The organism is Sphingobium sp. 3R8, assembly GCF_020166615.1.
GTDB lineage: Bacteria > Pseudomonadota > Alphaproteobacteria > Sphingomonadales > Sphingomonadaceae > Sphingobium > Sphingobium bisphenolicum.
The window spans coordinates 48599-72547 of the sequence record NZ_JAIQXR010000021.1 but is presented as its reverse complement, the minus strand read 5'-3'; the positions used below and the strand labels follow the sequence as shown (position 1 = coordinate 72547).

At 65.5% G+C, this 23949-nt stretch carries 23 protein-coding genes and 1 tRNA gene; 10 read left to right on the top strand and 14 right to left on the bottom strand.

The annotated features are described in order from the left end of the window. Positions 1 to 56: 56 nt before the first annotated feature. Positions 57 to 242, bottom strand: coding sequence for a DUF4169 family protein (locus K9B33_RS18225; RefSeq protein WP_224550494.1), 186 nt, complete (start codon positions 240 to 242; stop codon positions 57 to 59). Between the two features lie 134 nt (positions 243 to 376). Here K9B33_RS18225 and K9B33_RS18220 point away from each other — a divergent pair, with 134 nt between their 5' ends. After that, positions 377 to 1372 (top strand): LacI family DNA-binding transcriptional regulator, encoded by a 996-nt coding sequence (locus K9B33_RS18220; protein ID WP_224550493.1) that lies wholly within the window; start codon positions 377 to 379, stop codon positions 1370 to 1372. A gap of 7 nt (positions 1373 to 1379) precedes the next feature. Here the strand turns inward: K9B33_RS18220 and K9B33_RS18215 are convergent. Then, positions 1380 to 1453, bottom strand: a tRNA-Gly gene (locus tag K9B33_RS18215). A gap of 110 nt (positions 1454 to 1563) precedes the next feature. On the opposite strand from K9B33_RS18215, the gene K9B33_RS18210 reads away from it, so the two are divergent. The 4 genes from K9B33_RS18210 (at position 1564) to K9B33_RS18195 (ending at position 7022) form a co-directional block, all read left to right on the top strand. After that, on the top strand, positions 1564 to 2520 hold the full coding sequence (locus K9B33_RS18210; RefSeq protein ID WP_224550492.1) for a LysR family transcriptional regulator: 957 nt from the start codon (positions 1564 to 1566) through the stop codon (positions 2518 to 2520). Positions 2521 to 2629: 109 nt separating this feature from the next. After that, positions 2630 to 4759, top strand: a complete 2130-nt coding sequence (locus K9B33_RS18205) for a TonB-dependent receptor (protein ID WP_224550491.1) — start codon at positions 2630 to 2632, stop codon at positions 4757 to 4759. A 133-nt stretch (positions 4760 to 4892) separates the two neighbouring features. Further along, a complete protein-coding gene (locus tag K9B33_RS18200) occupies positions 4893 to 6008 on the top strand; it encodes a DUF47 family protein (protein ID WP_224550490.1) in 1116 nt (371 codons plus the stop codon). A 15-nt stretch (positions 6009 to 6023) separates the two neighbouring features. Further along, entirely contained in the window at positions 6024 to 7022 is a 999-nt protein-coding gene (locus K9B33_RS18195; RefSeq protein WP_224550489.1) for an inorganic phosphate transporter, read from the top strand. 102 nt (positions 7023 to 7124) lie between these two features. Here the strand turns inward: K9B33_RS18195 and K9B33_RS18190 are convergent, their stop codons facing one another. Further along, on the bottom strand, positions 7125 to 7301 hold the full coding sequence (locus K9B33_RS18190; RefSeq protein WP_224550488.1) for a hypothetical protein: 177 nt from the start codon (positions 7299 to 7301) through the stop codon (positions 7125 to 7127). Between the two features lie 140 nt (positions 7302 to 7441). Between K9B33_RS18190 and K9B33_RS18185 the strand changes: the two genes are divergently transcribed. Further along, on the top strand, positions 7442 to 8851 hold the full coding sequence (locus K9B33_RS18185; RefSeq protein ID WP_224550487.1) for a short-chain fatty acyl-CoA regulator family protein: 1410 nt from the start codon (positions 7442 to 7444) through the stop codon (positions 8849 to 8851). Here K9B33_RS18185 and K9B33_RS18180 read toward each other — a convergent pair. Next, the gene (locus K9B33_RS18180; protein ID WP_224550486.1) at positions 8838 to 9752 is read right to left on the bottom strand and encodes a LysR family transcriptional regulator; all 915 of its coding nucleotides are present in this window, start codon (positions 9750 to 9752) and stop codon (positions 8838 to 8840) included. The two genes, K9B33_RS18185 and K9B33_RS18180, sit on opposite strands and share 14 nt — an antisense overlap. Positions 9753 to 9975: 223 nt before the next feature. Here K9B33_RS18180 and K9B33_RS18175 point away from each other — a divergent pair, with 223 nt between their 5' ends. Then, entirely contained in the window at positions 9976 to 10212 is a 237-nt protein-coding gene (locus tag K9B33_RS18175; RefSeq protein ID WP_224550485.1) for a hypothetical protein, read from the top strand. A gap of 9 nt (positions 10213 to 10221) precedes the next feature. Then, a complete protein-coding gene (locus K9B33_RS18170; RefSeq protein WP_224550484.1) occupies positions 10222 to 11106 on the top strand; it encodes a bestrophin family protein in 885 nt (294 codons plus the stop codon). Between the two features lie 9 nt (positions 11107 to 11115). Here the strand turns inward: K9B33_RS18170 and K9B33_RS18165 are convergent, their stop codons facing one another. From K9B33_RS18165 to K9B33_RS18155, 3 genes are all read right to left on the bottom strand, one after another. Continuing rightward, positions 11116 to 11544, bottom strand: coding sequence for a TIGR01244 family sulfur transferase (locus K9B33_RS18165; protein ID WP_224550483.1), 429 nt, complete (start codon positions 11542 to 11544; stop codon positions 11116 to 11118). 61 nt (positions 11545 to 11605) lie between these two features. Further along, positions 11606 to 13378 (bottom strand): DNA helicase RecQ, encoded by a 1773-nt coding sequence (gene recQ, locus K9B33_RS18160; protein ID WP_224550482.1) that lies wholly within the window; start codon positions 13376 to 13378, stop codon positions 11606 to 11608. A gap of 113 nt (positions 13379 to 13491) precedes the next feature. Next, entirely contained in the window at positions 13492 to 13812 is a 321-nt protein-coding gene (locus tag K9B33_RS18155; RefSeq protein WP_224550481.1) for a hypothetical protein, read from the bottom strand. 37 nt (positions 13813 to 13849) lie between these two features. Between K9B33_RS18155 and K9B33_RS18150 the strand changes: the two genes are divergently transcribed. Then, complete coding sequence (locus K9B33_RS18150; RefSeq protein WP_224550480.1) at positions 13850 to 14974, top strand: serine hydrolase domain-containing protein; 1125 nt, start codon at positions 13850 to 13852, stop codon at positions 14972 to 14974. A gap of 13 nt (positions 14975 to 14987) precedes the next feature. Here K9B33_RS18150 and K9B33_RS18145 read toward each other — a convergent pair whose 3' ends face one another. The 7 genes from K9B33_RS18145 to K9B33_RS18115 all read right to left on the bottom strand — a co-directional run bounded on the left by K9B33_RS18145 (position 14988) and on the right by K9B33_RS18115 (position 22334). Then, positions 14988 to 15773 carry a PhzF family phenazine biosynthesis protein gene (locus K9B33_RS18145; protein WP_224550479.1) on the bottom strand — a complete coding sequence of 262 codons (786 nt, stop codon included), beginning with the start codon at positions 15771 to 15773 and terminating at the stop codon, positions 14988 to 14990. Positions 15774 to 15835: 62 nt separating this feature from the next. Further along, positions 15836 to 17617 carry an SLC13 family permease gene (locus tag K9B33_RS18140; RefSeq protein WP_224550478.1) on the bottom strand — a complete coding sequence of 594 codons (1782 nt, stop codon included), beginning with the start codon at positions 17615 to 17617 and terminating at the stop codon, positions 15836 to 15838. 295 nt (positions 17618 to 17912) lie between these two features. Continuing rightward, on the bottom strand, positions 17913 to 19022 hold the full coding sequence (gene aroC, locus K9B33_RS18135; protein ID WP_224550477.1) for a chorismate synthase: 1110 nt from the start codon (positions 19020 to 19022) through the stop codon (positions 17913 to 17915). 12 nt (positions 19023 to 19034) lie between these two features. Continuing rightward, positions 19035 to 19622: a hypothetical protein gene (locus K9B33_RS18130; protein WP_224550476.1), complete on the bottom strand. Its 588-nt coding sequence runs from the start codon at positions 19620 to 19622 to the stop codon at positions 19035 to 19037. Between the two features lies 1 nt (position 19623). Then, positions 19624 to 20430 (bottom strand): enoyl-ACP reductase FabI, encoded by an 807-nt coding sequence (gene fabI, locus K9B33_RS18125; protein ID WP_224550475.1) that lies wholly within the window; start codon positions 20428 to 20430, stop codon positions 19624 to 19626. Then, complete coding sequence (locus K9B33_RS18120; RefSeq protein WP_224550474.1) at positions 20427 to 21392, bottom strand: YihY/virulence factor BrkB family protein; 966 nt, start codon at positions 21390 to 21392, stop codon at positions 20427 to 20429. The genes fabI and K9B33_RS18120 overlap by 4 nt, the downstream gene beginning before the upstream one ends. A 15-nt stretch (positions 21393 to 21407) precedes the next feature. Then, positions 21408 to 22334 (bottom strand): DnaJ C-terminal domain-containing protein, encoded by a 927-nt coding sequence (locus K9B33_RS18115; protein WP_224550518.1) that lies wholly within the window; start codon positions 22332 to 22334, stop codon positions 21408 to 21410. 186 nt (positions 22335 to 22520) lie between these two features. On the opposite strand from K9B33_RS18115, the gene K9B33_RS18110 reads away from it, so the two are divergent. After that, positions 22521 to 23864: a hypothetical protein gene (locus K9B33_RS18110; RefSeq protein ID WP_224550473.1), complete on the top strand. Its 1344-nt coding sequence runs from the start codon at positions 22521 to 22523 to the stop codon at positions 23862 to 23864. Positions 23865 to 23949: the final 85 nt, after the last annotated feature.

Below are 23949 nucleotides of genomic sequence, written 5' to 3'. Positions count from 1 at the left end.
TTTACAGAATAAGCCGCATATCGCGCCAATAATCACTATAGATATAGTGCGACGCCCTAGCCTTCTTCGGACTCGCGTCTTGCGCCATCCAGCAGGGCGGCACGGCGCTGCTCTTCCTGCGTATCCGCCAGGCGCTGCGCCTTGGTCCGGCCGAAGCGTGCGCGGTTCTCCTGCGCGACCTGCGCCTTGTCCATGCGCGCCTTCGCCTTGCGCGCCTGCCGCAGATTGACGATGTTGGTCATGATCGGTCTTCCCGTCGCTCCTGTGCCGCGACCCGATCATAAACTTGCGACGGCCGACTTGCCAATCGCCATCCGCTGTCGCCATGGTCGACGCTTCCCGTTCCAGTCCTTCCGCTCCAACATTGCGAAGATCCATGACCAGCATCCACGACGTCGCCGCTCTCGCCCAGGTATCGATCAAAACGGTGTCGCGCGTCGTCAACAAGGCACCCAATGTCAGTCCCGAATTGCAGGCGCGGGTAGACGCCGCGATCAGGCAATTGGGCTATCGCCCCAACCAGTCGGCGCGTCGGCTGGCGGGGGGCAAGTCCTTCATGATCGCCTTCCTCTACAACAACCCCGCGCCCGGCTATGTCAGCCGCATCCAGATCGGCGCGGCCTGGCGCTGCCGCGAACTGGGCTATCATCTGGTGGTGGAGCCGATTTCGCCGGGTGGCGAGGAACGTTTCGACGTTCTCGACCGGCTGGTGGCGGCGCTGCGCCCGGACGGCGTGCTGCTGGTGCCGCCGCTGTCGGACGACGAAGGGCTGCTGGCCCGGCTGGCGGAGATGAAGTTGCCCTATGCGCGCATCGCCGGATCGGTGGTCGCGGCCAGCTTCACCATCCATACGCCCGAGCGCGCCGCGGGCCGGATGGTCGCCGATCATCTGATCGCGCTCGGCCATCGCCACATCGGCGTCATCACCCCGCCGCCGCCCCATCGCGCAGCGCTGCGCCGGGTCGAGGGATTTCGCGACGGGCTGGCGGCGGCGGACATCGCGGTCGACGACGCGCTGTTCGTGCAGGGCCGGTTCGATTTCGCGTCCGGCATCGAGGCGGGTGAGGCGTTGCTGGCGCTGCCCCAGCCGCCCAGCGCCATTTTCGCCACCAATGACGAGATGGCGCTGGGCGTGCTGACGCTGGCGCATAGCATCGGGCTGCGCGTGCCGGAGGATCTGTCGGTGACCGGGTTCGACGACACCAGCGCCAGCCTGACATCCTGGCCGCCGCTGACCACCGTGCGCCAGCCGCTGGAGGATATGGGCCGGTCCGTCATCGACGCGCTCGCCAACGGCCCGGTCGATGCACCGGAATTCCTGTTCACACTGATCGAAAGGGGCAGTTCGGGACCGCCGTCGCCGGGCCGCTGAAACAGCGTGGAGCGGGTAGCGGGGATCGAACCCGCATCACAAGCTTGGAAGGCTAGTGCTCTACCATTGAGCTATACCCGCCCGGCAGGCGGTCGCCCTGCCATCATCGGGTGGCGCTCGTCAACTGTCCATTGCATGGGATCGCGAAGATCGCCCTTAACCCCCTGCGATATTTCCTCTATCACCGCCCCATGGACAGCCCTTCCCTGCGCCAGTTGGACATATTCGCGCAGATGGTGGCGGCGGGCGGCGTCGTGCGCTGCGCCGATGCGCTGGGCGTCGGCGTGGAGCAGGTGCTGCGCGACCTGGCGTCGCTGGAGATGCGGCTGGGCTATCGCCTGTTCGAGGATCTGGACGGCGACGCGCGGCTGACGCCGGCGGGGCGCAAGACGGCGCAGGCGATGACGCTGCTGAGCGAAGACAGGCCTGCGCCGGTGGAGGAGACGGCACAGGACCGCACGCCCACATCGCCGCCGGCGCCCTCGCCCGCCTCCCCTTTCCCACCACCACCAGAAGCGCCGGAAGAGCCGCCTCGCCAGCTCATTGCCCTCGCCGCGCCCCCGCCTGTCTTCGGGCATTTTCAGGACGCGCTGGCCGCGTTCGAGGCGGCGAACGAGGATATCGCGATCACGTTGGACCTGCATGTCCACACGGCGCAGGACGCGGCGGTGGCACTGGCCAATGGGCGGGCGGACATCGCCTATTTCTATGCGCTGGAGGAGCCGGCCGACCTCAAGTCCCGCTATGGCTGGTCGGAACCGCTCAACCTCTATGCCGATAGCGGCCATCCCCTGGCGCGGGCCGACAGCGTCAGCCGCGACGACCTGTCCATGACGCCGATGCTGTCGATGGAAACGCGCAGCGGGATGCGCGACATCATCGATGCGGCGCTGGCCAAGGGCCGGGTGCGCAACGTGATGCCGCTGCTGGAAAGCGACAATATGTTCGAGATCATCGCCGCATTGCGCGATGGCGCGGGCTGTTTCGCAGCGTTCGGGACATTGGCCCGCGACCTGGGCCGGATGAGCGGGATCAAGCGGCTGGCGCTGGACATTCCCCTGCCCGCGGTCGAGATTCGCCAGGCTATAGCACCGCGCGCGGCGGAAAAGCCCGCGGTCGAGGCGTTGGCGGAATTTCTCTTCCTCTGATCGAGCGTGATAATGTCGCGTCGCAGCAAAAATGCGGCGAAACGATCTTGATATGATGTATCATCCTAGATACAGGATCACATAGGCCAGAACCAAAGGGTTGATCCTCATGTCCCGCTTTCCGATGCTGCGCGCAGGCTGCGCCGTTACCGCGCTGTGCCTTGCCATGCCCGCTCTTGCCCAGACCACGCCGACTCCGGACGCAGGTGACGCCGGGGACCAGGGGGCCTATCATGACGCGCAGGCCAATATCGTCGTCACCGCGATCATCCCGCGCAAGCAGGGCGACATTTTGTCGGGCACGTCGGTCATCACGGGACAGAAGCTGACGCGGGAACTGCGCTCCACCATCGGCGAGACGCTGGCGCGCCAGCCGGGCGTGTCCGCCACCTCCTTCGGCCCCAATGCGTCGCGCCCCGTGCTGCGCGGCTTTCAGGGGGAGCGGGTGCGCATCCTGACCGACGGAATCGGCAGCTTCGACGTGTCCAACACCTCGGTCGACCATGCCGTGGCGATCAACCCGCTGACCGCCGACCGGATCGAAGTGCTGCGCGGCCCGGCGGCGCTGCTCTACGGATCATCCGCGATCGGCGGCGTGGTCAATGTGATCGACAGCCGCATCCCGCGCCGCGTGCCAGACGAGCCGGTCCATATCGACGCGATCGGCACCTATGGCAGCGCGTCGAACGAGCGCACCGGATCGGGCGAAATCGAAGTCCCTCTAAGCGACAAGTTCGTCGTCCATTTCGACGGCAGCTATACCAAGACCGGCAATCTCGACACGGGCAGCTATATCCTGACCCCGGCGCTGCGCGCGCAGGCCGCGGCGAGCGGCGATCCGGAGATCGAAGGGCTGTCGACCCTGCGCGGCAAGCTGCCCAACAGCGCGGCCGAGACATGGGAGGTTGCGGGCGGCGCGGCGCTGATCACCGATGGCGGCAATCTGGGCTTTTCGGTCGCACATACCGACAATTTCTATGGCGTGCCGGTGCGTTACGCCACGGAAGCCGGCGGCGAGGCGGAGCAGGTGCGGCTGCACATGAAGCAGGACCGCGTCGATATGCGCGCCGAACTGCCGGTCAATGGCAGCCTGCTGGAATCGATCCGCTTCCGCGCGGGGTTCGCCGATTACCAGCACCAGGAAATCGAGGATACGGGCGCGGTCGGCACGACCTTCTACAACCAGTCGATGGAATCGCGGCTGGAACTGGTGCAGGCCAAGCGCGGCGGATGGGACGGCGCAGTCGGCGCGCAATATTTCACCCGCAAATTCTATGTCGTAGGGGAAGAGAAATTCCTGCCGCGCAACCAGACCGACCAGATCGGCGTCTTCACGCTCCAGTCGATCGACCTGGGCACGACGCGGGTCGAGGTCGGCGGACGCTTCGAACATACCGATGTCAGCGCCGATGCCGACGCGACGCTGTTCAACCCCTCCTACGACCGCAGCTTCGACACGGTGTCCGGTTCGATCGGGGCGAGCCATGAACTCGCGCCGGGCTGGCGGCTGGGCCTGAACCTGTCGCGTACCGAGCGCGCGCCGTCGGCCGAAGAGCTGTTCGCCCGCGGCAATCATGCCGGCACGCAGGCGTTCCAGGTCGGCAATCCGAATTTCGGCAAGGAGAAGAGCTGGGGCGTCGAAGGCACGCTGCGCGGCCAGGGGGAGGGCTATACGATATCGCTGTCGGCCTATCACAACTGGTTCAGCGGCTATATCTATGACGCGCTGGTCGACGACAGCGCCTGCATGGCGGTGAACGGCGGCGCGGAACTCGATTTTCCCTGCTATCAATATAATCAGGCCGACGCCCGCTATCTGGGCTTTGAGGCGGAAACCACGGTCAAGCTGGCGCAGGTCGGCGGCTATGCCATCAATTTCGACGGCGTGGCCGACTATGTCCGCGCGACGATCAAGGGCAATGGCCCGGCGCCGCGCATTCCCCCGCTGCGCCTGCTGGGCGGGCTGGAGGCGCAAGGCGACCGGCTGAGCCTGCGCGGCGAGGTGGAGCATAGCTTCGCCCAAAACCGTACCGCTGTTCGCGAAACCGACACGGACGGTTTCACCCTGGTCAATGCGTCGCTGTCGTGGAAGCCGCTGAAGGGCAATGACCGCACGACGCTGACGCTGTCGGCGAACAATATCTTCGATGTCGAAGCGCGCCGCGCGGCGAGCTTCCTCAAAGATTATGCGCCGCTGCCCGGCCGCGACATCCGCCTGACGGCGCGCCTGTCGATCTGATGCTATGCATCGACCCCTGCACATGTCGCGCAGGGGCCGATTGCGAAAAATGACATTTACGTTACAAGGCGCGGATGGAACGCGTCGGGGGCAAGAGGATAGAACAGGGCATGACCCCAGGAAGGGTCGGCTGATGCGCCAGATTGCCGCCCTGCCCTACAGCACCGCCGCCGACGGATCGATGCAGATCCTGCTCATCACGTCGCGCGAGACGCGACGCTGGGTGATCCCCAAGGGCAATCGCATCAAGGGGCTGGCCGGGCACCGCGCCGCCGAACTGGAAGCCTATGAAGAAGCCGGCATCCACGGCATCGCCTGCCCCGCGCCGCTGGGCCGCTACAGCTATGACAAGCGCAAGCGCAAGGGCGGGTCGCGCGAGGCCACGGTCGAAGTTTTTCCGCTTGCGGTCACCGGCCACCTGACGCAATGGCCCGAACAGGGCCAAAGGGAGCTGCGTTGGTTCCCCGTCGCCGAAGCCGCAAAAGCGGTCGACGAACCCGACCTGCAATCGATCATCGCGGCCTTCCGCGAACCGCCCGCCGATCCGGGCTGGTTCCTGCGGCTGCTGCTGGCGATCCGCGACAGACAGAATGAAAGGACTGGAATGCTCCGCTGGTTTCACGCGCTGATGCCCAAGCAGGGGCGGTTCTTCGAACAATTCGAGGATCATGCCGCGACCCTGGTGTTCGGCGCCGACGCGCTGGCCAAGCTGTTGAAGGGCGGCCCCGACATGGCGGCGCATATCAAGGAGATTTCGGACCGCGAGCATGAGGCGGACGACATCATCCGCGACGTGCTGCAGGACGTCCGCCGCATCTTCGTGACGCCGTTCGACCGCAGCGCGATCACCGGCCTGATCGGCGTGATGGACGACGCGATCGACCAGATGAACCAGACCGCCAAGGCGATCGCGCTGTACGAGGTCAAGGACTTCGCGCCGCAGATGCAGGATATGAGCGCGCTGATCGTCGAATGCGCGCGCATCACCGCCGAGGCGATGCCGCTGTTGCGCTCGCTCAACCTGAATTCCACGCGGTTGCATGATTTGACCGAGCGGCTGGTGAAGCTGGAGGGCCATGCCGACATATTGCACGAAGCCGGGCTGAAGGCGCTGTTCCAGCAGGCGCAGGCCGGCAACACGATGGACTTCATCGTCGGCAACGAGATTTACAGCCATCTGGAAAAGGTCACCGACCGGTTCGAGGATGTCGCGAACGAGATTTCCGGCCTGGTCATAGACCACGCCTGATCACGCAACAGTTTCATGGACCCCATCGCCCTCCCCCTGCTGATCGCGCTGATCGGTGTCGCCCTGCTGTTCGATTTCCTGAACGGCCTGCACGACGCCGCCAACTCGATCGCGACCATCGTGTCGACCCGCGTATTGAAGCCGCAATATGCGGTCGCCTGGGCCGCCTTCTTCAACTTTATCGCCTTCCTCTTCTTCGGCCTGCATGTCGCCGAAACGGTGGGCAAGGGCATTGTCGACGCCAGCATCATAGATCCGCAGGTGATCTTCGGCGCGCTGATGGGGGCCATCGCCTGGAACCTCATCACCTGGGGGCTGGGCATTCCATCTTCCTCCAGCCATGCGCTGATCGGCGGGCTGCTGGGTGCGGGGACCGCCAAGGCGGGACTGGGCGCGGTGGTGTGGAGCGGGGTGTTCAAGACCAGCGCGGCGATCGTGATATCGCCCGCGGTCGGGCTGTTCCTGGCGCTGATGCTGGTCCTGCTCATCAGCTGGATCTTCCGCAGGTTCACGCCGCAGGGCGCGGACAGCGTGTTCCGCAAGCTCCAGCTTGTCTCCGCTTCGCTCTATTCTCTGGGCCATGGCGGCAATGACGCGCAGAAGACGATGGGGATCATCGCGGTCCTGCTCTATTCGCAGGGGATGCTGACCGGCGGTTTCCATGTCCCGCTGTGGGTGGTGCTGAGCTGCCAGGCGGCGATGGGCCTGGGCACTTTGCTGGGCGGATGGAAGATCGTCCACACCATGGGATCGAAGATCACGCGCCTGACCCCGGCTCAGGGCTTTTGCGCGGAAACCGGCGGCGCGATCACTTTGTTCATGGCGACCCATCTGGGCATTCCGGTGTCCACCACCCACACCATCACCGGCGCGATCGTCGGCGTGGGCGCGTCGCGGCGGCTGTCGGCGGTCCGGTGGAACGTGGCGTCGAGCATCATCGTCGCCTGGGTGGTCACCCTGCCGGCCAGCGCCGCGATCGGGGCGCTGTTCTACTGGATGACGCGGTTCTTCTGACACAGCCTGTTCCCGCGCAGGCGGGAACAGATTATTTCAATGGATGGGCGAAAGGGCGCGGGGATGATCCCGCGCCCTTTGTCGTTCAGTCAATGCGGCTGGTTACGCGACCCGGCCGAGGCGGTGGTAGAGATTGGCATATTTGACCGACTCCGGCTGGTCCTGAACCTCACGCAGATAATGGGCGATGGCGGTGCGGATCAGGCCGAAATCCTCCTGAGAGAAAACGGCGCGCGAACGGGTCGGCTCGCGGGTATGTGCGATCGTATCGGTGGTCATATATGTGTCCTTCGCGGCTGCGCCCGTCGGGGCTGATGGACACCGAGTTAGACAGGTGAATCGCATTTTATAAGGCCGATGAGTGGCCCGAAGTCATAATCCTATTTGGTCATAATGTCATTCTATGACATTATGACATTATGGCAGAACTGACCGACCGCAAACTCTATCTTGGCCCCAAGTTGCGCGTGCTGCGCCGCGAACTGGGACTGAACCAGACGCAAATGGCGGAGGAACTGGGCGTGTCGCCCAGCTATCTCAACCATCTGGAGCGCAACCAGCGGCCATTGACCGCGCAGATGCTGCTGCGGCTGGCCAATACCTATGACATCGATATTCGCGATTTCACGGCGCAGGCGCAGGAGGGTGGCCCCGGCGAACTGAGTGAAATCCTGTCCGACGCGCTGGTGCGCGACATTGGCATCGCCCGTGACGAGGTGCTGGAGGTCGCGGAAAATTATCCCGGCGTCAGCGAGGCGATCGCCCGTTTCTACCGTGCGCTGAGCGACCTGCGGCGAATGCCGGGCGAGGCACTGGCGCGGGGCGACGGTGGCCCTGTCCCGCTGGTCGCGCCGGTCGACTGGCTGCGCGAGATGATCGCGCGGGCGGGCAATCATTTTGCCGAGATCGACGCGGGGGCGGAGGCGATCGCCGCCGCCCTGCCCGACGACCCCTTATTGTTGCAGGCGGAGTTGCGCACGCGGCTGAAGGACCGGCACGGCATGGCGTGCCAGGTGGTGCGCGGCGACGTGCTGGCGGACAGGCTGCGCCATTATGACATGCACCGGCGACGGGTGATGCTGAGCGAACGACTACGCCCGTCGGGCCGCCTGTTCGCCATCGCCTATCATCTGTGCGCGCAGGAACTGGCCGACGCGATCACCGCCCAGATCGCCCGCGCCGCGCCGCCCGACGAGGACAGCCGCCGCCTGGCCAGCATGGCGCTGACCAACTATGCCGCCGCGGCGCTCATCATGCCCTATGACCGTTTCCGGCAGGCGGCCGAGCAGAGTCGGCACGACCTGCCCCTGTTGCGCGACCGGTTCGGGGTGTCGACCGAGCAGCTCGCCCACCGCCTGACCAGCCTCAACCGCACCGGCGCGCGGGGCATCCCCTTCTTCATGGCGAAGGTCGACCGGGCCGGGATCGTGTCCAAGCGGTTCGATGGCGAGGCCTGGCCCTTCGCCCGCTACGGCGGCACCTGCCCGCGCTGGGACGCGCATGGCGCACAGGAGGCGGATCGGGTCGCACCGCAGTTGATCGAGACGCTGGACGGCAAGCGCTTCCTGACGCTGGCGATCGGACTGTCGCCGGGGGCGGCGCGCGGCCGGTCGGTCATCGCGCTGGGGTGCGAGGCCAAACATGCGGGCCGGATCGCCCATGCCGACGGAATCGACGTGGACCGGGGCGAAGCGACCGGGATCGGCCCGACCTGTCCTTTGTGCGAACGCCGCGCCTGCCCCGACCGCGCGCTGCCGCCGGTCACGCGCGCGCTCGACCTGCACAGCTATGAGCGCACCGTGGCGCCCTTCCCGTTCAGGCGGGTGTAGCCCTGTCGGCGGGCGAGACGGGCCAGCCTTTCTTGAGGTGGCGGGACAGGAAGTCGAGGCAGGAGCGGACCTTGGCCATCTCGCCCTGCCCCGGCACATAGAGCGCGACGATCGAGGCGGCGGGCAGCGCGACATCCGGCAGCAATTGCTGCAACCGGCCCGCATCCAGATCATCCGCCACTTCCCAGAGCGACTTGATGACGATGCCTGCGCCGTCCAGCGCCCAGGCGCGCGCCATGTCGCCATCATTGGTGCTGAGGGTCACCCGTGGCCCATGGCCGCTGCCGACGACGGAGCGCCATAGCTCCTGCTGCGCCTCGCCCACCACGATATTGTCATGGACCGACAGGTCGCCGATGGCGCCAGGGTGCCCGCGCCGGTTGAGATAGGCGGGCGCGGCGCACAGCAGCCGCGGATTGTCGGTCAGCCGCTTCATGGTAAGGGCGGAATCGGGCGGCGGATCGAAACAGATGGCGATGTCATGACCGGTTTCGACGATGTTGGTCGCCTGCGCGGCGGTTTCCAGATGGATCGCGACGTCGGGGTGCAAGGCCGCATAATGGCGAAACAGCGGTGCGAGACGCATCCGCGCCGCGCCGATCGTCGTCACCACCCGCAGCAGCCCGGTCGCCTCCGTCGCGCGGCGCATGACGTCGGTTTCCACATCGTCGATCGCACTTAGCGCCCGCCCCGCCCGGTCGTAGAGCAGCGAGCCTTCCTCCGTCAGCGACAGGTGGCGGCTGTTGCGGCGGATCAGCATCACCCCCAGCCGCGCCTCCAGTTGCGACAGGCGGCGACTGGTCGCCGCGAGCGAGAGGCCCAGGCGACGCGCCGCTTCGGACAGCGTGCCGGATTCGGCGATCTTCACGAAGGATTCGATTTCGGCAAAACGATCGGGCATCGCATCAAGCTAGGGAAGCGATGCTGCAACGCAATAGATCGCCTATTGCAGAACCGTATGCTTTCATTGCTCCATCTCTGGAAACCCGCTTTTTTGTAAGGCTTTCTTGCTGGATTTCAGGCCATGCAACATTGGCTTGCGCCTGACGCAGACGGTTGACCGCAGCTTTTGCAGCGCATCATTTTACAGGCGTTTCCCGCAATTCATCACGGAGTATCCGCCCATGTCGATGCTGAGCCCGCGCTACCCGAAGGCCGATCCGCCAATGGCCTGGAACGATATCGAAGCGCTGCCCATCTATGCCGCCATGCTGCTGGGGTTGATCTGCCTTGGCTTCGCGCTGACCGATACCACGCCGTCCATCCATGCCGCGACGCTGAAGGCGGTCGGCATCGTCGGTAGCCTGGCGCTGCGCCATGCCTGGCTGAAACTGGACGATGAGGGCGGCGACGCCCTTTAGAGACAGGTCATGATCGTTGGACGCTCCCCCCGCATCCGCCAGAGTTTCGAGAAAGCCTGGAGCGCGCTGATCGCGCTGTTCTTCTGGGACCTGGCGGTCACCATCTTCTATTATATCTCGCCCTTCCGCGCGCCTGCTCTGCCGCTGACCATATTCGGCACGGCGCTGGCGCTGGTGCTGGGGTTCCGCGTCAACAGCGCCTATCAGCGCTGGTGGGAAGGCCGCATCCTGTGGGGCGCGATGGTCAATGTGTCGCGCAGCTTCGCACGCGCGATCCTCGCCTATCTGCCCGATACGCCCGAGGCGCGGGGGATGGCGACGATGCTGGTGAAGCGCCATGTCGCCTATGTCCATGCGCTGCGCCGCCAGTTGCGGCGGGAAGATCCCGCGCCCGACATGCGGCGGGTGCTGGGGGACGACCCCCTGCCCGAACTGGATCGCCGCAACCCGGCCAACGGCATGCTGGACGGGTCGGACCGACAGGTTATGGACGCGGTGCGGCGCGGCTGGATCGACACCATCCAGCAAAGCCGGATCGAAGCCCTGCTGGTCGACATGTCCAACGCGCAGGGCGGAATGGAGCGGATCAAGAACACGCCGCTGCCCGCGCAATATCGCGCCTTCCCCAAATATTTCACCCGCCTCTTCTGCATCCTGTTGCCCGTGGGGCTGGTCGAGACGCTGGGGATGGCGACGCCGATCGGGTCGGCGGCGGCGGGCTTCATGTTCCTGGCCGTGCTGCAGATCGGCGACGACCTGGTCGATCCTTTCGGCAACGATGTCCATGACCTGCCGCTGACCAGCATCACCACCACGATCGAGGCGGATCTCAATCAGGCGATCGGCCTGCCCGCTCCGCCGCCGCTAGAGCCGGTCGATGGCGTACTGTGGTGACGCGCGCGATTATTGCGGCGCCAGAGCGTCCATGATCTGGCGGACAGGAGCGATGTCGTAGCCCGCCGCCGCGGCCTGCGCCGCCAGCACGTCGCCATTGTCGCCGGCGCGGGCGCGGGTCAGCGCCCAGAGGAGCGTGCTGCGGGTGCCGGAGCGGCAATAGGCGAGCAGCTTGCCGTCGCCCGCCTGTTCCAGCGCCTGCGCCATGCCGTCGAGCTGCCATGGGGAAAAGCCGCCATGGGCGACCGGCACGGCGAGATAGGCGATGCCCGCGGCCTTCGCCGCGGCCTCGATCTCAGCGCCGTTGACCTGGCCCGGCTCCTCGTCGTCGGGGCGGTTGTTGATGATGAGGGTGACGCCCTGCGCCTTGGCTTCGCCGACCTGATCGACGCTGATCTGCGGGGATACGAGAATGCGGTCGGTCAGCTTGCGGAACATGATATGCGTCTCCTTTGGGTGAGCCATGCGCGCTCAGCTTGTCGCTTTCAAGAAATTTGGTTCAGAGATAGGGCCGGATCGCGCTGAGGAAGGCATCGCCCCAGGCGTCGAGCTTCTTCTGGCCGATGCCGCTGATGTGACTCATCTCGCGGATGCTGGATGGGCGCTGCTCGGCCATTTCGCGCAGGGTCGAATCGTGGAAGATAACATAGGGCGGCACGCCCGCCTCCTGCGCCAGTTCGCGGCGGCAGGCGCGCAAGGCGTCGAACAGCGGATCGCCGACCGGGTTGGCCTCCGCCCCATTGCGGGCGTTGCGGCCGCGCCGTTCTCGCTTGGGCGGCATCAGGATGCGCACCTCCTCCTCCCCGCGCAGGATCGGGCGGGCGTTGGGGCCGAGCATCAGCCCGCCATGTTCGGTCGTTTCCAGCGCGTCGCGCACCAGCAGGGCGCGCGACACCGGGCGCAGCAGCGCGGTCTCTTCGCCCGACACGATGCCATGGACGGAAATCTTGTCATGGCCGCGTTCGCGCACCTTGTCGTTGGGGGCGCCGGTCAGCACCGCTTCGATATGGCCTGCGCCGAAGCTCTGGCCGGTGCGATAGACGGCGGAGAGATATTTGCGGGCGACTTGCGTCGCGTCCACGCTGGCCGGGGGTGACAGGCAATTGTCGCAATTGCCGCAGGTGGCGGGCGGCGATTCGCCGAAATGGCGCAGCAGGATCGCGCGGCGGCAGGTGGCGGTTTCGACCAGTGCGCCGAGCGCCGCGATGCGGGTGCGCTCGCCCTGCTGGCGGCCCTGCTCCAGTTCGGCGATGCGCATCCGGGCGCGGGCGAAATCCTCCGCCCCCCAGAAAAGATGCGCGACCGCCGGTTCGCCGTCGCGGCCCGCGCGGCCCGATTCCTGATAATAGCCCTCGATCGATTTGGGCAGGCCTGCGTGCGCGACGAAGCGCACGTCGGGCTTGTCGATGCCCATGCCGAAGGCGACGGTGGCGACCATGACCATGTCTTCGCTGGCGATGAAGGCGGCCTGGTTGCGGGCGCGCACCGCAGGGTCCAGCCCGGCATGATAGGCGCGCACGGCGCGGCCGCCCTTCCCCAGCGTTTCGGCCAGTTTCTCGGTCGCGGCACGGGTTTGCGCATAGACGATGCCGGGACCGGGATTGGCGGCGACCAGATCACTGAGCTGGCGCGTCAGGCCGTCGCGCGGGTGGACGGCGTAGCGGATGTTGGGCCGGTCGAAGCCCGAGATGATAAGGCCGTCGCGCGGGATGCCGAGTTGGACGAGAATGTCCTCGCGCGTGTGGGCGTCCGCCGTGGCGGTGAGCGCCAGGCGCGGGACATCGGGAAATTCGTCCAGCAACGGGCGCAGCAGGCGATAGTCTGGGCGGAAATCATGGCCCCATTCGGACACACAATGGGCTTCGTCGATCGCGAACAGCGCGACCTTGGCGGCGCGCAGCAGGTTGCGGAACGGTTCCTGGCTGGCGCGTTCGGGCGCGACATAGAGCAGGTCGAGATCGCCATTGCGCAGCCGATCCTGCGTCTCGCGCCAGTCGGCATCGACGCTGGTCAGGCTGGCGGCGCGCAGACCCACGGCATTGGCCGCGCGCAACTGGTCGTGCATCAGCGCGATCAGCGGCGAGACGACGACGCAGCAGCCGTCGAGCGCGGCGGACGGAAGCTGGTAGCAGAGCGACTTGCCTGCGCCGGTGGGCATGATGGCGAGCGTCGGCTGGCCCGCCATGACGCGGCCGACCACCTCTTCCTGCACCCCGCGAAAGGCGGTGAAACCGAATATGTCGTGCAGAAGCGTGGGAATGTCGGGCCGCATGGAGGAGCCTTAGCGGCTGGGGGGTGGTGGGGCTAGGGGGTGAACCGAAGATGGGTGGTTAGCGGACGATCTGCGTTCCTCCGTCATGCCAGAGCAGCCGCATTCGACGCCCCTCACCCCACCGGATCGAGCAGACACCCCCAGCCGGGCTTAAACCGTGCAGTGCGGCGGGCGAGCAAAGGCACGCTGGCTTCCACGGCGCGGACTTCGGGCAGGTCGGTCAGGCGCACCAAGCCCATGCCCGGTTCCTTGTCAGCCTCGCAACTGCCCATGGCGCGGCCTTCTACATAGCGGCACGAGCAGCCGATCCGCGCGCCATAGGCCGCGCCCAAGCGCGCGCGCGCGCCGAGCGTCGTCCATTGCCATGCGACGAGCGCGAGCAGCGCCAGAACGAGCAAGCCGCCCGATATCCACCATTTCCGTCGAACCAGCATGGTCCTTTTCGATTCCCTTCTGTAAGGGCGCCGGCTTATGCAGATCGATAGCCGAATCGTAAAGCGCCTTGGGCTGGCGATGGGCGCTGCCTGCGTCGTGGTGGCGGGGACGCTGGTCGTCCGTGCGGCCCCTGCGCCCGCACCCGTCTATTCCGTGGCCGGCGACGCCGTGGTGGGTGCCGGAGCGCTGCGCGCCGCGATCGATCCCTTGTTCGAGGATGAGGCGATGGGCGAGACGCGCGCGCTGCTGGTGATGCGCGACGGCCAGGTGATCGCCGAGCGCTACGCCCCCGGCTTCGGCCCCGACACCAAATTATTGTCCTGGTCTATCGCCAAGAGCGTGACCGCGGTGCTGGTGGGGCTGATGGTGTCGGACGGGCGGCTGGCGCTCGATTCACCGGTGCCGGTCGCGGCCTGGAGCCAGCCGGGCGATCCGCGCGGGAAGATCACGCTGCGCCAGTTGCTCCAGATGCGGTCGGGGCTGGACCATGTCGAGGATGGCGAGCCGATCACCAGCGGCGACACGCCGCGCATGTTGTTCATGGACGGGGCGCAGGACATGCGCGCCTATGCCGAAGCCAAGCCGCTGGCCCACGCGCCGGGCGCGGTCTTTTCCTATTCGACCGGCAGCAGCGTCATCCTGTCGGACCTGATGACGCGGATGCTGACCAGCAGCGCCGACCCTGCGGTACGACGACAGGCGATGGCGACCTTCATCGACGGGCGGCTGAAGGCGCCGGGCAAGCTGCCCAGCCTGACCCCCGAATATGATGCGGCGGGCACGATGATCGGCGGCAGCATCCTGCACATGACCGCGCGGGACTATGGACGGTTCGGCGAATTGCTGCGCAACGACGGACGCTCGCCCAACGGGCATCAGATATTGCCGGGAAAATGGGTGGACTTCATGCGTACGCCCTCGCCGCGCAACCCCGCCTATGGCGCGCATCTGTGGCTCAATCGGGAAAGCGGCGAAAGCGCGCTGATGCCGGGGCGCGCGCCCGACAGCCTGTTCGGCTGCGTCGGCCATAATGGCCAATATATCCTCATCTCCCCGTCGCAGCGGCTGACGGTGGTTCGGATCGGCATGTCGCCAGAGAAGAAGCAGCGCGCCGCCGTGCGCGGGGCGCTGGCCCGGTTGATGGCGCTGTTTCCGGGGTGATCCCCCGTTCGGCTTAGAGAAAGAACTGGCCCTCGATCACCGTGCGGCACCGGCCGGTCAGGATGACGCGGTCGTCCGCCAGGGTGCAACCCAGCCGGCCGCCCCGCGCCGAGGCCTGATAGGCGCTGAGGCGCGCTTTCCCCAACCGCGCCGCCCAGAAGGGGACGAGCAGGCTATGGGCAGAGCCGGTGACGGGATCTTCGTCGACACCGCCGCCCGGTACGAAGACGCGGCTGACGATGTCGCTGTCGTCCCCCGGCGCGGTCGCGATCAGCATGACGTCGCCATGGCGCTTGAGCGCCGCGAAATCGGGCATCAACGCCCGCACGGCGGCGGCATCGGGGAAGAGGAAGAGGCTGTAGCCGCCGTCGCGCCAGTGCGATTCGGTCGGCGCGCCGCCCAGCCCCGCCGCGAGGTCCGGCAGCGCCCGGGGCGCCATGTCCCAGGCGGGCAAGGACAATGCATAGCCGTCGCCGTCGCGCGTGACGGTCAGGATGCCGGCATGGCGGGTGCGGAAACGGATCATGGCGTCGGCCATCAGCACATGGCCGCTCGCCAGCGTGGCGTGGCCGCACAGCTTCACTTCCACCGTGGGGGTGAACCAGCGCAGGGCATAATCGGCGTCGGGATCGTCCGGCGTCGGGACGGTGAAGGCGGTTTCGGACAGGTTATTCTCTGCCGCGATCGCCTGAAGCGTGGCGTCGTCGAGCCAGGCGTCGAGCGGCATCACCGCGGCCGGGTTGCCGGTGAAGGGCGCGTCGGCGAAGGCGTCGACCTGGGTGAAGTGCAGGCTGGTCATACGGTAATCCTTGTGCATTTGCGCGGTGATGGCGCGACCGCAGCCGCGCGAACAGGGCCAGTTCAGCCCAGAAGGACCAGTGCGCTGCACACCGCCAGCCCGACGACGATGTTGATCGGCACGCCGATCCGCACGAAATCGGCGAAGCGATAGTCGCCCGCCGCATAGACCAGCGCATTGGTCTGATAGCCGATCGGCGTGGCGAAACAGGCCGAAGCGCCGATCATCAGCGCGATCACCAGCGGACGCGGGTCAACGCCCAACTGATGCGCCAGCGCAATCGTGATGGGCGTCAGCAGCGCCGCGACCGCATTGTTGCTGAGCAGTTCGGAGAGGATCAGCGACGCGAAATAGACGATGAAGACAAGCGTCCAGACCGGCGCGACCTGCATCAGCGGCGTGATCCAGCCGACCATCAGCGCGACGCTGCCCGCCTGTTCCAGCGCGAGACCCACGGCCAGCATGGCGAAGATGAGGATCAGCGTGTCGCCGTCGATCGCGCCCCAGGCTTCTTCCGGGTCGATGCAGCGGGTGACCAGGATCAGGCCCACGGCGATCACGGCGGCCAGGCCGATGCCGACCACGTCGAAGGCGGACAGCAGCACCGCGCCCGCCATCGCAGCGATGGCGATCCAAGCCTTGCGCGGGCGAAAGGCGCGGGTGCGGCTGATATCGACGCCGATCAGGTGCGGATTGTCCCTGAGCGCACGCATCGCATCGTCGCCGCCGGCCACCAGCAGCCGGTCCGCGCCGCGAACGCGGGTTTCGGCGAGATCGGGGCCGGGCAGGTGGCGTGCGCGATGGATGCCGATGATCCGCACGCGCAGGGCATGGAGGAAGGGAATGTCCATCAACCGCTCGCCGATCGACGGGTGGCTGGGCGCGATCATCGCCTCGACCACGGTGCCATCCTGCGCGCTGGTGCGCGAATCGGCGGCGACGCCCAGTTCGAATCGGCCCGATTCGCGCAATGTCATGATCGCGGCGCCATCCGCCCGCACGATCAGATGGTCGCCGGAACGCAATTCCTCCGCGTCCAGTTCCTGCCGCCTGATGTCGCCGCCACGCTTGAGGCCGAGCAATTGCACCGATCGCCCGAACAGGCCCAGCGCCCCGATTTCGCGCCCGATATCGTCGCTGTCCTGCGGTACGACGAGTTCGGTCAGATAATCCTGCACCGCGCCGCCATCCTCGCCCGCGATCGACGGGGGATCGCTGGGCAGCAGAAAGGACAGACAGAGCAGCGCCACGATGCCCGCCGCCGCGCCAGCCGCGCCATAAAGGCTGATGTCGAAAATCCCGAACCGGTCCATCCCCTGTTCGGCCGCGATCCCCGCCACGACCAGATTGGTGGAGGTGCCGACCAAGGTCAGGCAGCCACCCAGCACCGCGATCACGTTCATCGGGATCAGCAGCTTCTTGACCGGATAACCAGTCGCCTGCGCCAGTTTGAACATGATCGGGATCAGCAGCACGACGACCGGGGTGTTGTTGAGGAAGGCCGACAGCAGCAATGCGCCCAGCGCCACTTCGGCCAGGGCGATGCGCGGATGCCGTTCCGCGCGGGTCATGATGAGATCGGCGACGCGGCCGATAACGCCGGTGCGGACCAGCGCGCCCGACAGGACGAACATCGCCCCGACCGTCAGCGGCGCGCTGTTGGAAAAGACGGAGAACATCGCCTTTTCATTCAGCATCCCGAAGATGCCGTAGGCGCAGGCGCCGACCACGGCGATGACGGTCGGCGAATAGCGTTCGCGCACGAAGGCGACGAACATGCAGGCAAGGATGAGCAGGCCGATTTCCGCGCGGTAGACGCCCAGCAGCGCGGTGATGAAATGCATATGGCCCCCCTGCGGATCGCGTGGTCGCGTGTCCTTTCAGGGGTGCAACGAAATGGGCCAGCCATGGTTGCATGGCTGGCCCGTGTCGCGGCTTTAAGGGGACGTTTTGACCGTCAATCCGCGTTTTTAATCTCAGCGTTTTTCGAGAAAAACGCTTTGACGCGTAATGACGCTCCCCATGCTTACGCTCTGCCGCTCGCCCTCCCGCGGGCGATGACCGTCATCCTATCGTAATAGAAGCGAGTCGTCTCGCGTCGATTCGACGTTGGGCGCGGGATTGGCGCGGTTCGGCGCGTCAGTCGTCGTCCCGATCGCCACATTGCGCGCGGTGGAGCAGCTTCTGATCGGCCAGCACCAGCGCCATCATCGCTTCGACCACCGGCACGCCGCGGATGCCGACGCAGGGATCGTGACGCCCCCTGGTGACGATGTCCGATGCTTCGCCTTCGCGCGTCACGGTTTCGACCGGGATCAGAATCGAGCTGGTCGGCTTGAAGGCGATGCGGACCTTTACCGGCTGGCCCGTCGAAATGCCCCCGGCAATGCCGCCGGCATGGTTGGCGAGGAAGACGGGACCGTCATTGCCCCCATCCACAGCAGGTCGCATGGGATCGGCATTCTGCTCGCCGCGCAGCCGGGCGGCGGCGAAACCGTCGCCGATCTCGACACCCTTGACCGCATTGATGCTCATCATCGCGCTGGCCAGTTCGCTGTCGAGCTTGGCGTAGAGCGGCGCGCCCCATCCCGCCGGGACGCCCGACGCGACGCATTCGACCACCGCGCCGAGCGACGATCCGTCCAGACGCGCGCCATCGACCAGCGCTTCCCAGCGGACGGCGGCCTCCGCATCCGGGCAGAAGAAGGGATTCTGGCCGATCTGAGCGGCATCGAAATTATCGTAGTCGATCGCGTCGCCGCCGATTTCACTGACATAGGCGAAGATATCGACTTCGGGAATGACCGCGCGTGCGACCGCGCCCGCTGCGACCCGGCTGGCCGTCTCGCGCGCCGAGGAGCGTCCGCCGCCACGATAGTCGCGGAAGCCATATTTGGCGTCATAGGCATAGTCGGCATGGCCGGGGCGGTACGCCTTGGCGACGTCGGAATAATCCTTCGACCGCTGGTCGGTATTCTCGATCATCAGGCTGATGGGCGTGCCGGTGGTGCGCCGGACTCCGTCCGGCGCTTCGAATACGCCCGACAGGATGCGGACCTCATCGGCTTCGCGCCGCTGGGTGGTGAATTTGGAGGTGCCGGGCTTGCGCAGGTCGAGCCAGGGCTGGATGTCCGCTTCGCTTAAGGGGAGGCCGGGAGGGCAGCCATCGACGACTGCGCCGATGGCAGGACCATGGCTTTCGCCCCAGGTGGTGAAGCGGAAGACGCGACCGAAGGAATTGAAGCTCAAAACATCACCAGATTATTCCTGAAAATCTCTTACGGCACCCTTCTGATTCATTAGCGCGTGCTTACCCAGAAATTTGATCAAAATTATTTCGATCTTATCACACATTTCGGGATCAGAAACTGCTAGAAAAGCTCCCCTTACTACCAAAGGATACTTAAACCAGAAACGAGTTTGGTGATCTTTTACTCGGCCTTGAACACTTTTATTGGACTTCCCAACGTAAACAGGACGATCAGTTATATCATAGAACACATATATCCCGCTTTCTGATGGAACTGTTAGCAGATCAGACGGAGTAAAATCTACCCATTCATAACCTGGGATTGGAGTAGATTGCTCAGTCGCTTCTTTTTCGATCTGCTCTGGGACCACCGCACCTAGCGCTAAAGCAATTTTTTCCCGAGTATCTTGCCTCGGTGAGGCAGTATTACCTTTAACAATATTCCAAATACCAGTGTAAGTGATACCTGTACGATCCGCCATTTGCTGGATCGTTACCCCTTTACTTTTCATTTCACGGTCTAGCCAAACTGAGAATGCCTCAATCTCGCGTTCTGTGATTGGCCTTGCAGTGTCTTGTTCGCGTTCAACTTCTTCCATGTCACTTATCCAGCGCGATGTCCGGTGCGTCTTCGGCCTTCATGCCGATGACATTGTAGCCCGCATCGACATGGTGGATTTCGCCGGTCACGCCCGACGCCAGATCCGACAGCAGATAGAGGCCCGCGCCGCCGACATCCTCGATCGTGACATTGCGGCGCAGGGGCGAGTTCAGTTCGTTCCACTTCAAGATGTAGCGGAAGTCGCCGATGCCGCTGGCGGCCAGCGTCTTGATCGGGCCAGCCGAAATCGCGTTGACGCGGATATTTTCCGGGCCGAGGTCCATCGCCAGATATTTGACGCTGGTTTCCAGCGCCGCCTTCGCCACGCCCATGACATTATAATGGGGGATGACCTTTTCCGCGCCATAATAGGACAGGGTCAGGATGCTGCCGCCGTTCGGCATCAGTGCGCGGGCGCGCTTCGTGACTGCCACAAAACTGTAAGCAGAGACGTTCATGGTCAGCAGGAAATTGTCCAGGCTGGTGTCGACATAGAGGCCGCGCAGTTCGTTCTTGTCGGAAAAGCCGATCGCGTGAACCACGAAATCGATCGTGCCCCAGCGCGCTTCCAGCTCGGCGAACGCCGCATCCAGCTTGTCCATGTCGGTGACGTCGCAGTCGATCAGGAAATCCGAGCCGACCTGCTCCGCCAAAGGCCGCACACGCTTGGCCAGCGCGTCGCCCTGATAGGAAAAGGCCAGTTCCGCGCCCTGCGCGTGCAATTGCTGGGCAATGCCCCAGGCGAGCGACTTGTCGTTCGCCAGCCCCATGATGAGCCCGCGCTTTCCTGCCATCAAGCCGTTCATATCGTCGTTCCGTTCCCTTGGTCCTTCGCCGCCGCGTCCAGTTCCTCTTCGGGAAATTCCGCCAGCGCCGCATTCAATTCCGCGCCAATTACCACGCCAAGCCCGACGAGAAAGAAAAAAATGAGGGTGATCATGACACCCGCCAGACTGCCATAGGTCCGGCCATAGCCGCCGAGCAGCGACAGGGTGGGCGGCAAGAGCAGCACGGTGCCGTACCACCAGAGCGATGTCGCGACCGCACCGGGCCATTTGGGAAAGCGGCGCGGCTTATAGGCGGTGGGGGTCAGGGCCGCGAACAGCGACCATAAGGCGAGGCAGGTTATCGCCATCGGCACCAGCCTGGCCGAAGCGACCAGACCGATCGCTTCGTCCGCCCAGGGCAGTATCTGATGGAGAAACTGGTCGAGGCCGGTGATCGCGACCTGCAAAGAAAAAGCGAACATCAGCGCGAAGACGCTGACCAGGGTGATGCCGATCGCGCCCAGCCGATAGCGCCAGAAGGGCTTGGTGCTTTTGGTGCCATAAGCGCGGCGCAGGATGTCGCGGATCGTCTCGATCAGGCTGCCCACCGTCCACAGCCCGACCAGGCCGCCCAGCCACAGCAGCGGGCCGCTGCGCGCGGTCAGCACGTCGCTGATCGGTTGGCGCACCACATCGGCGACGCCGCGCGGCACGGTGTAAAGGAAGGCGTTGACTGCCTGCACCCCGTCCTGCGTGCGACCGAAGATGCTCGCCACCGCCGCCGCGACGATGAAGAAGGGAAAGAGCGTCATCAGCGACAGATAGGCCAGATTGCCGGCATGGATGAAGCCGTCGCTATAGGTGCCGACCGCGACCCGCTTCACCACCTCGAACAATTGGGAACCGGGCCGCACCCGGTCCATCTGCCGATGGAAATGCGCCCGCGCCTCCTGCGCCACCTGGCGGCGGGATTCGGGCGACAGGGGCGATGGCATCGGCATGGGCGGGTTAACGCATCACACGCCCAGATGGGCGCGCACCGGCCGTTCGTCCTGCCAGCTTTCGACCAGCGCCTTGATCGCCGGGTCGTCGGACGGCACGTCGATCTGGATCGTCACCAACTGGTCGCCGCGCTGGCCGTCCTTGCCGGTAAAGCCCTTGCCGCGCAGGCGCAGCGTCTTGCCGGAGGATGCGCCTGCGGTCACGCCCAGCATGACCGGTCCGTCGACGGTCGGCACCTTGACCTTGCCGCCCTTCACCGCTTCGTCGAGCGTGATGGGCAGGTCGAGCAGCACATTGTCGCCGTCGCGGGTGAAGAAGGGGTGCGACTTGACCTCGATCGTGACGATCGCGTCGCCCGCACCGCCCGGCCCGGCCTGCCCCTTGCCCGACAGGCGCATCTGGGTGCCGCTTTCGACCCCGGCGGGCAGCTTCAGGTCGATGGTCTTGCCGTCCTGCAAGGTGATCCGCTGCGGCGCGAGGGTCGCCGCGTCGGTGAACTGGACCGCCAGGCGATAGGCGACATTTGCGCCCTTTTGCGGCGGCGCCTGTCGGCCGAATCCGCCACCAAAGCCGCCGCCCCCGCCCGCGCGGCGACCGGCGCCGCCGAACAGCCCTTCGAAGATATCGCCGAAGTCTGCCCCGCCCTGATCGAAGCCGCCACCCGGCTGGCCGCGAAAACCGCCGCCGCCCCCGCCGCCATAGCCGAAGGGCGCGGCCGGATTGCCGTCGCCGTCAATCTCCCCCCGGTCGAAACGGGCGCGCTTGTCCTTGTCGGACAGCAGATCATAGGCGTTGGTGACGGCGGAGAATTTGTCCGCCGCCTGTGGGTTATCCTTGTTCTTGTCGGGGTGAAGCTCCTTGGCGAGCTTGCGATAGGCGGATTTGATCTCCGCATCGGTCGCGCTGCGCGTCACACCCAGAAGGGAATAGGGATCGGCCATCATTCTACCTGTTGCACAAAAGCATCACTTGCCGACTATGTGGACGATGCCGCGCCGACATTCAAGCCGTGCGTGGCTTTGATGCCGTCGGATACCCCTGCCGGGGTATGTGCGCGAAAAATCGCGCTGCTAGCGGCAGGCAGTCCGCCCCGGGGTGGCGGACCTATCATTTGGGGGTTGTAAAACATGCATAAATTCGGATGGAGCGCGGTTGGCGCGATGGCCGCGCTATGGGCGATGGCGCCCGTCGCACAGGCGCAGGTCGGGCCGCCGCCGCCTTCGCCGCAACAGCTGGACGGCATCCAGAGCCTGTTCCGTATCGGCGTGACGCTGGGCGTGGGCGGCGGGGTGACGATCACCGACAGCTATGGCCTGGACATCGCCAATGACGGGCAGGATTTCATGAATCCGCAGCGACTGCGCGAACGCTATGGCGCGCGCTATAACGACCTGCTGCCGGTCAGCGGCCTGATCGATTTCCGGGGGCTGCCCATCTATGGCTATTATGACGTGAACAGTTCGGTGTTCCGTATCTCGATCCCGGCGCTCGACGCCGCGGGCGAAGTCTATCAGAATCGCTTCAACGGCACGTCGCGACAGGCCTCCTACGACCTGTTCGACAGCTATCTCAACGATATCGATAATGCAGAGGCCGAACGGCTGGTCCGCCTGCTGCTCAAGTCGCTGGCGCGCTATTCGCCGGTCGATCCGCTCGCGGGCAATCCGGGATCGGTGCAGAGCGGCCTCATTCGGTCGAGCCTCGACCTGACGTCGGGCGATTCGGCGATCGAACAGGATGCGGCCAGCGGCGGCACCAACACGGCGGGCGATCCGTGGATCATGGGCGCCAGCTATAATGGGGGGTCTTCGAACGGCGGTCGTTACGACTTCATGCGGATCGACGGGCGCGTCGCCCGCAGCTTCCGCCTGACCGAAGGCGGCCGCGCGCTGCTGAAATTCGACCTGCCGGTCAGCTATTCCGAAGTGAACGGCGCGCGCGCCGCCACCGCCCAGTTCGGCGTCGGCGTCGAATTTCCGGTCATCGCCCGCCGCTGGTCGCTGGAACCGCGCGTCGGTTACGGCATCACGGCGTCGGACCAGCTCGGATCGGTCGGCAACATGCTGTCCACCACCATCGCCAGCCGTTACGTGTTCGACGGCCTGGGTCGCGGCCGGCTCGTGATCGGCAACATGGTGGGCTATACCACCACGCTGAGCACCGGCATCACCGGCTATAACGTCAATCCGGGCTTGAAGAACTGGGCGTTCCGCAACGGCATCGCCTATGACCTGCCGCTCAAGTTCCGGGGGCTGGGGCGCAACACGTCGGCGCGGGTCAGCTATGCCATGACCAATTATGCGGGCGACAAGCTCTATTACAACACATTCCATGAAGTGACGCTGTCGCTGGGCCTGCGCGGTCGCGAGGAAAGCGCGCGCAACGCCCGCGACCTCGTCCGCCTGAACATGAACCTGATCAAGGCGGGCAGCTATACCAGCTGGTCGGCGGGCCTGGGCTTCCGCTTCTGATCCACCCACGCGATCCGGGGCGGCCATGCGCCGCCCCGGATCCTGCTTCCCCTTATCGACAGCGGCGTATCGACAGGGGCGGGGC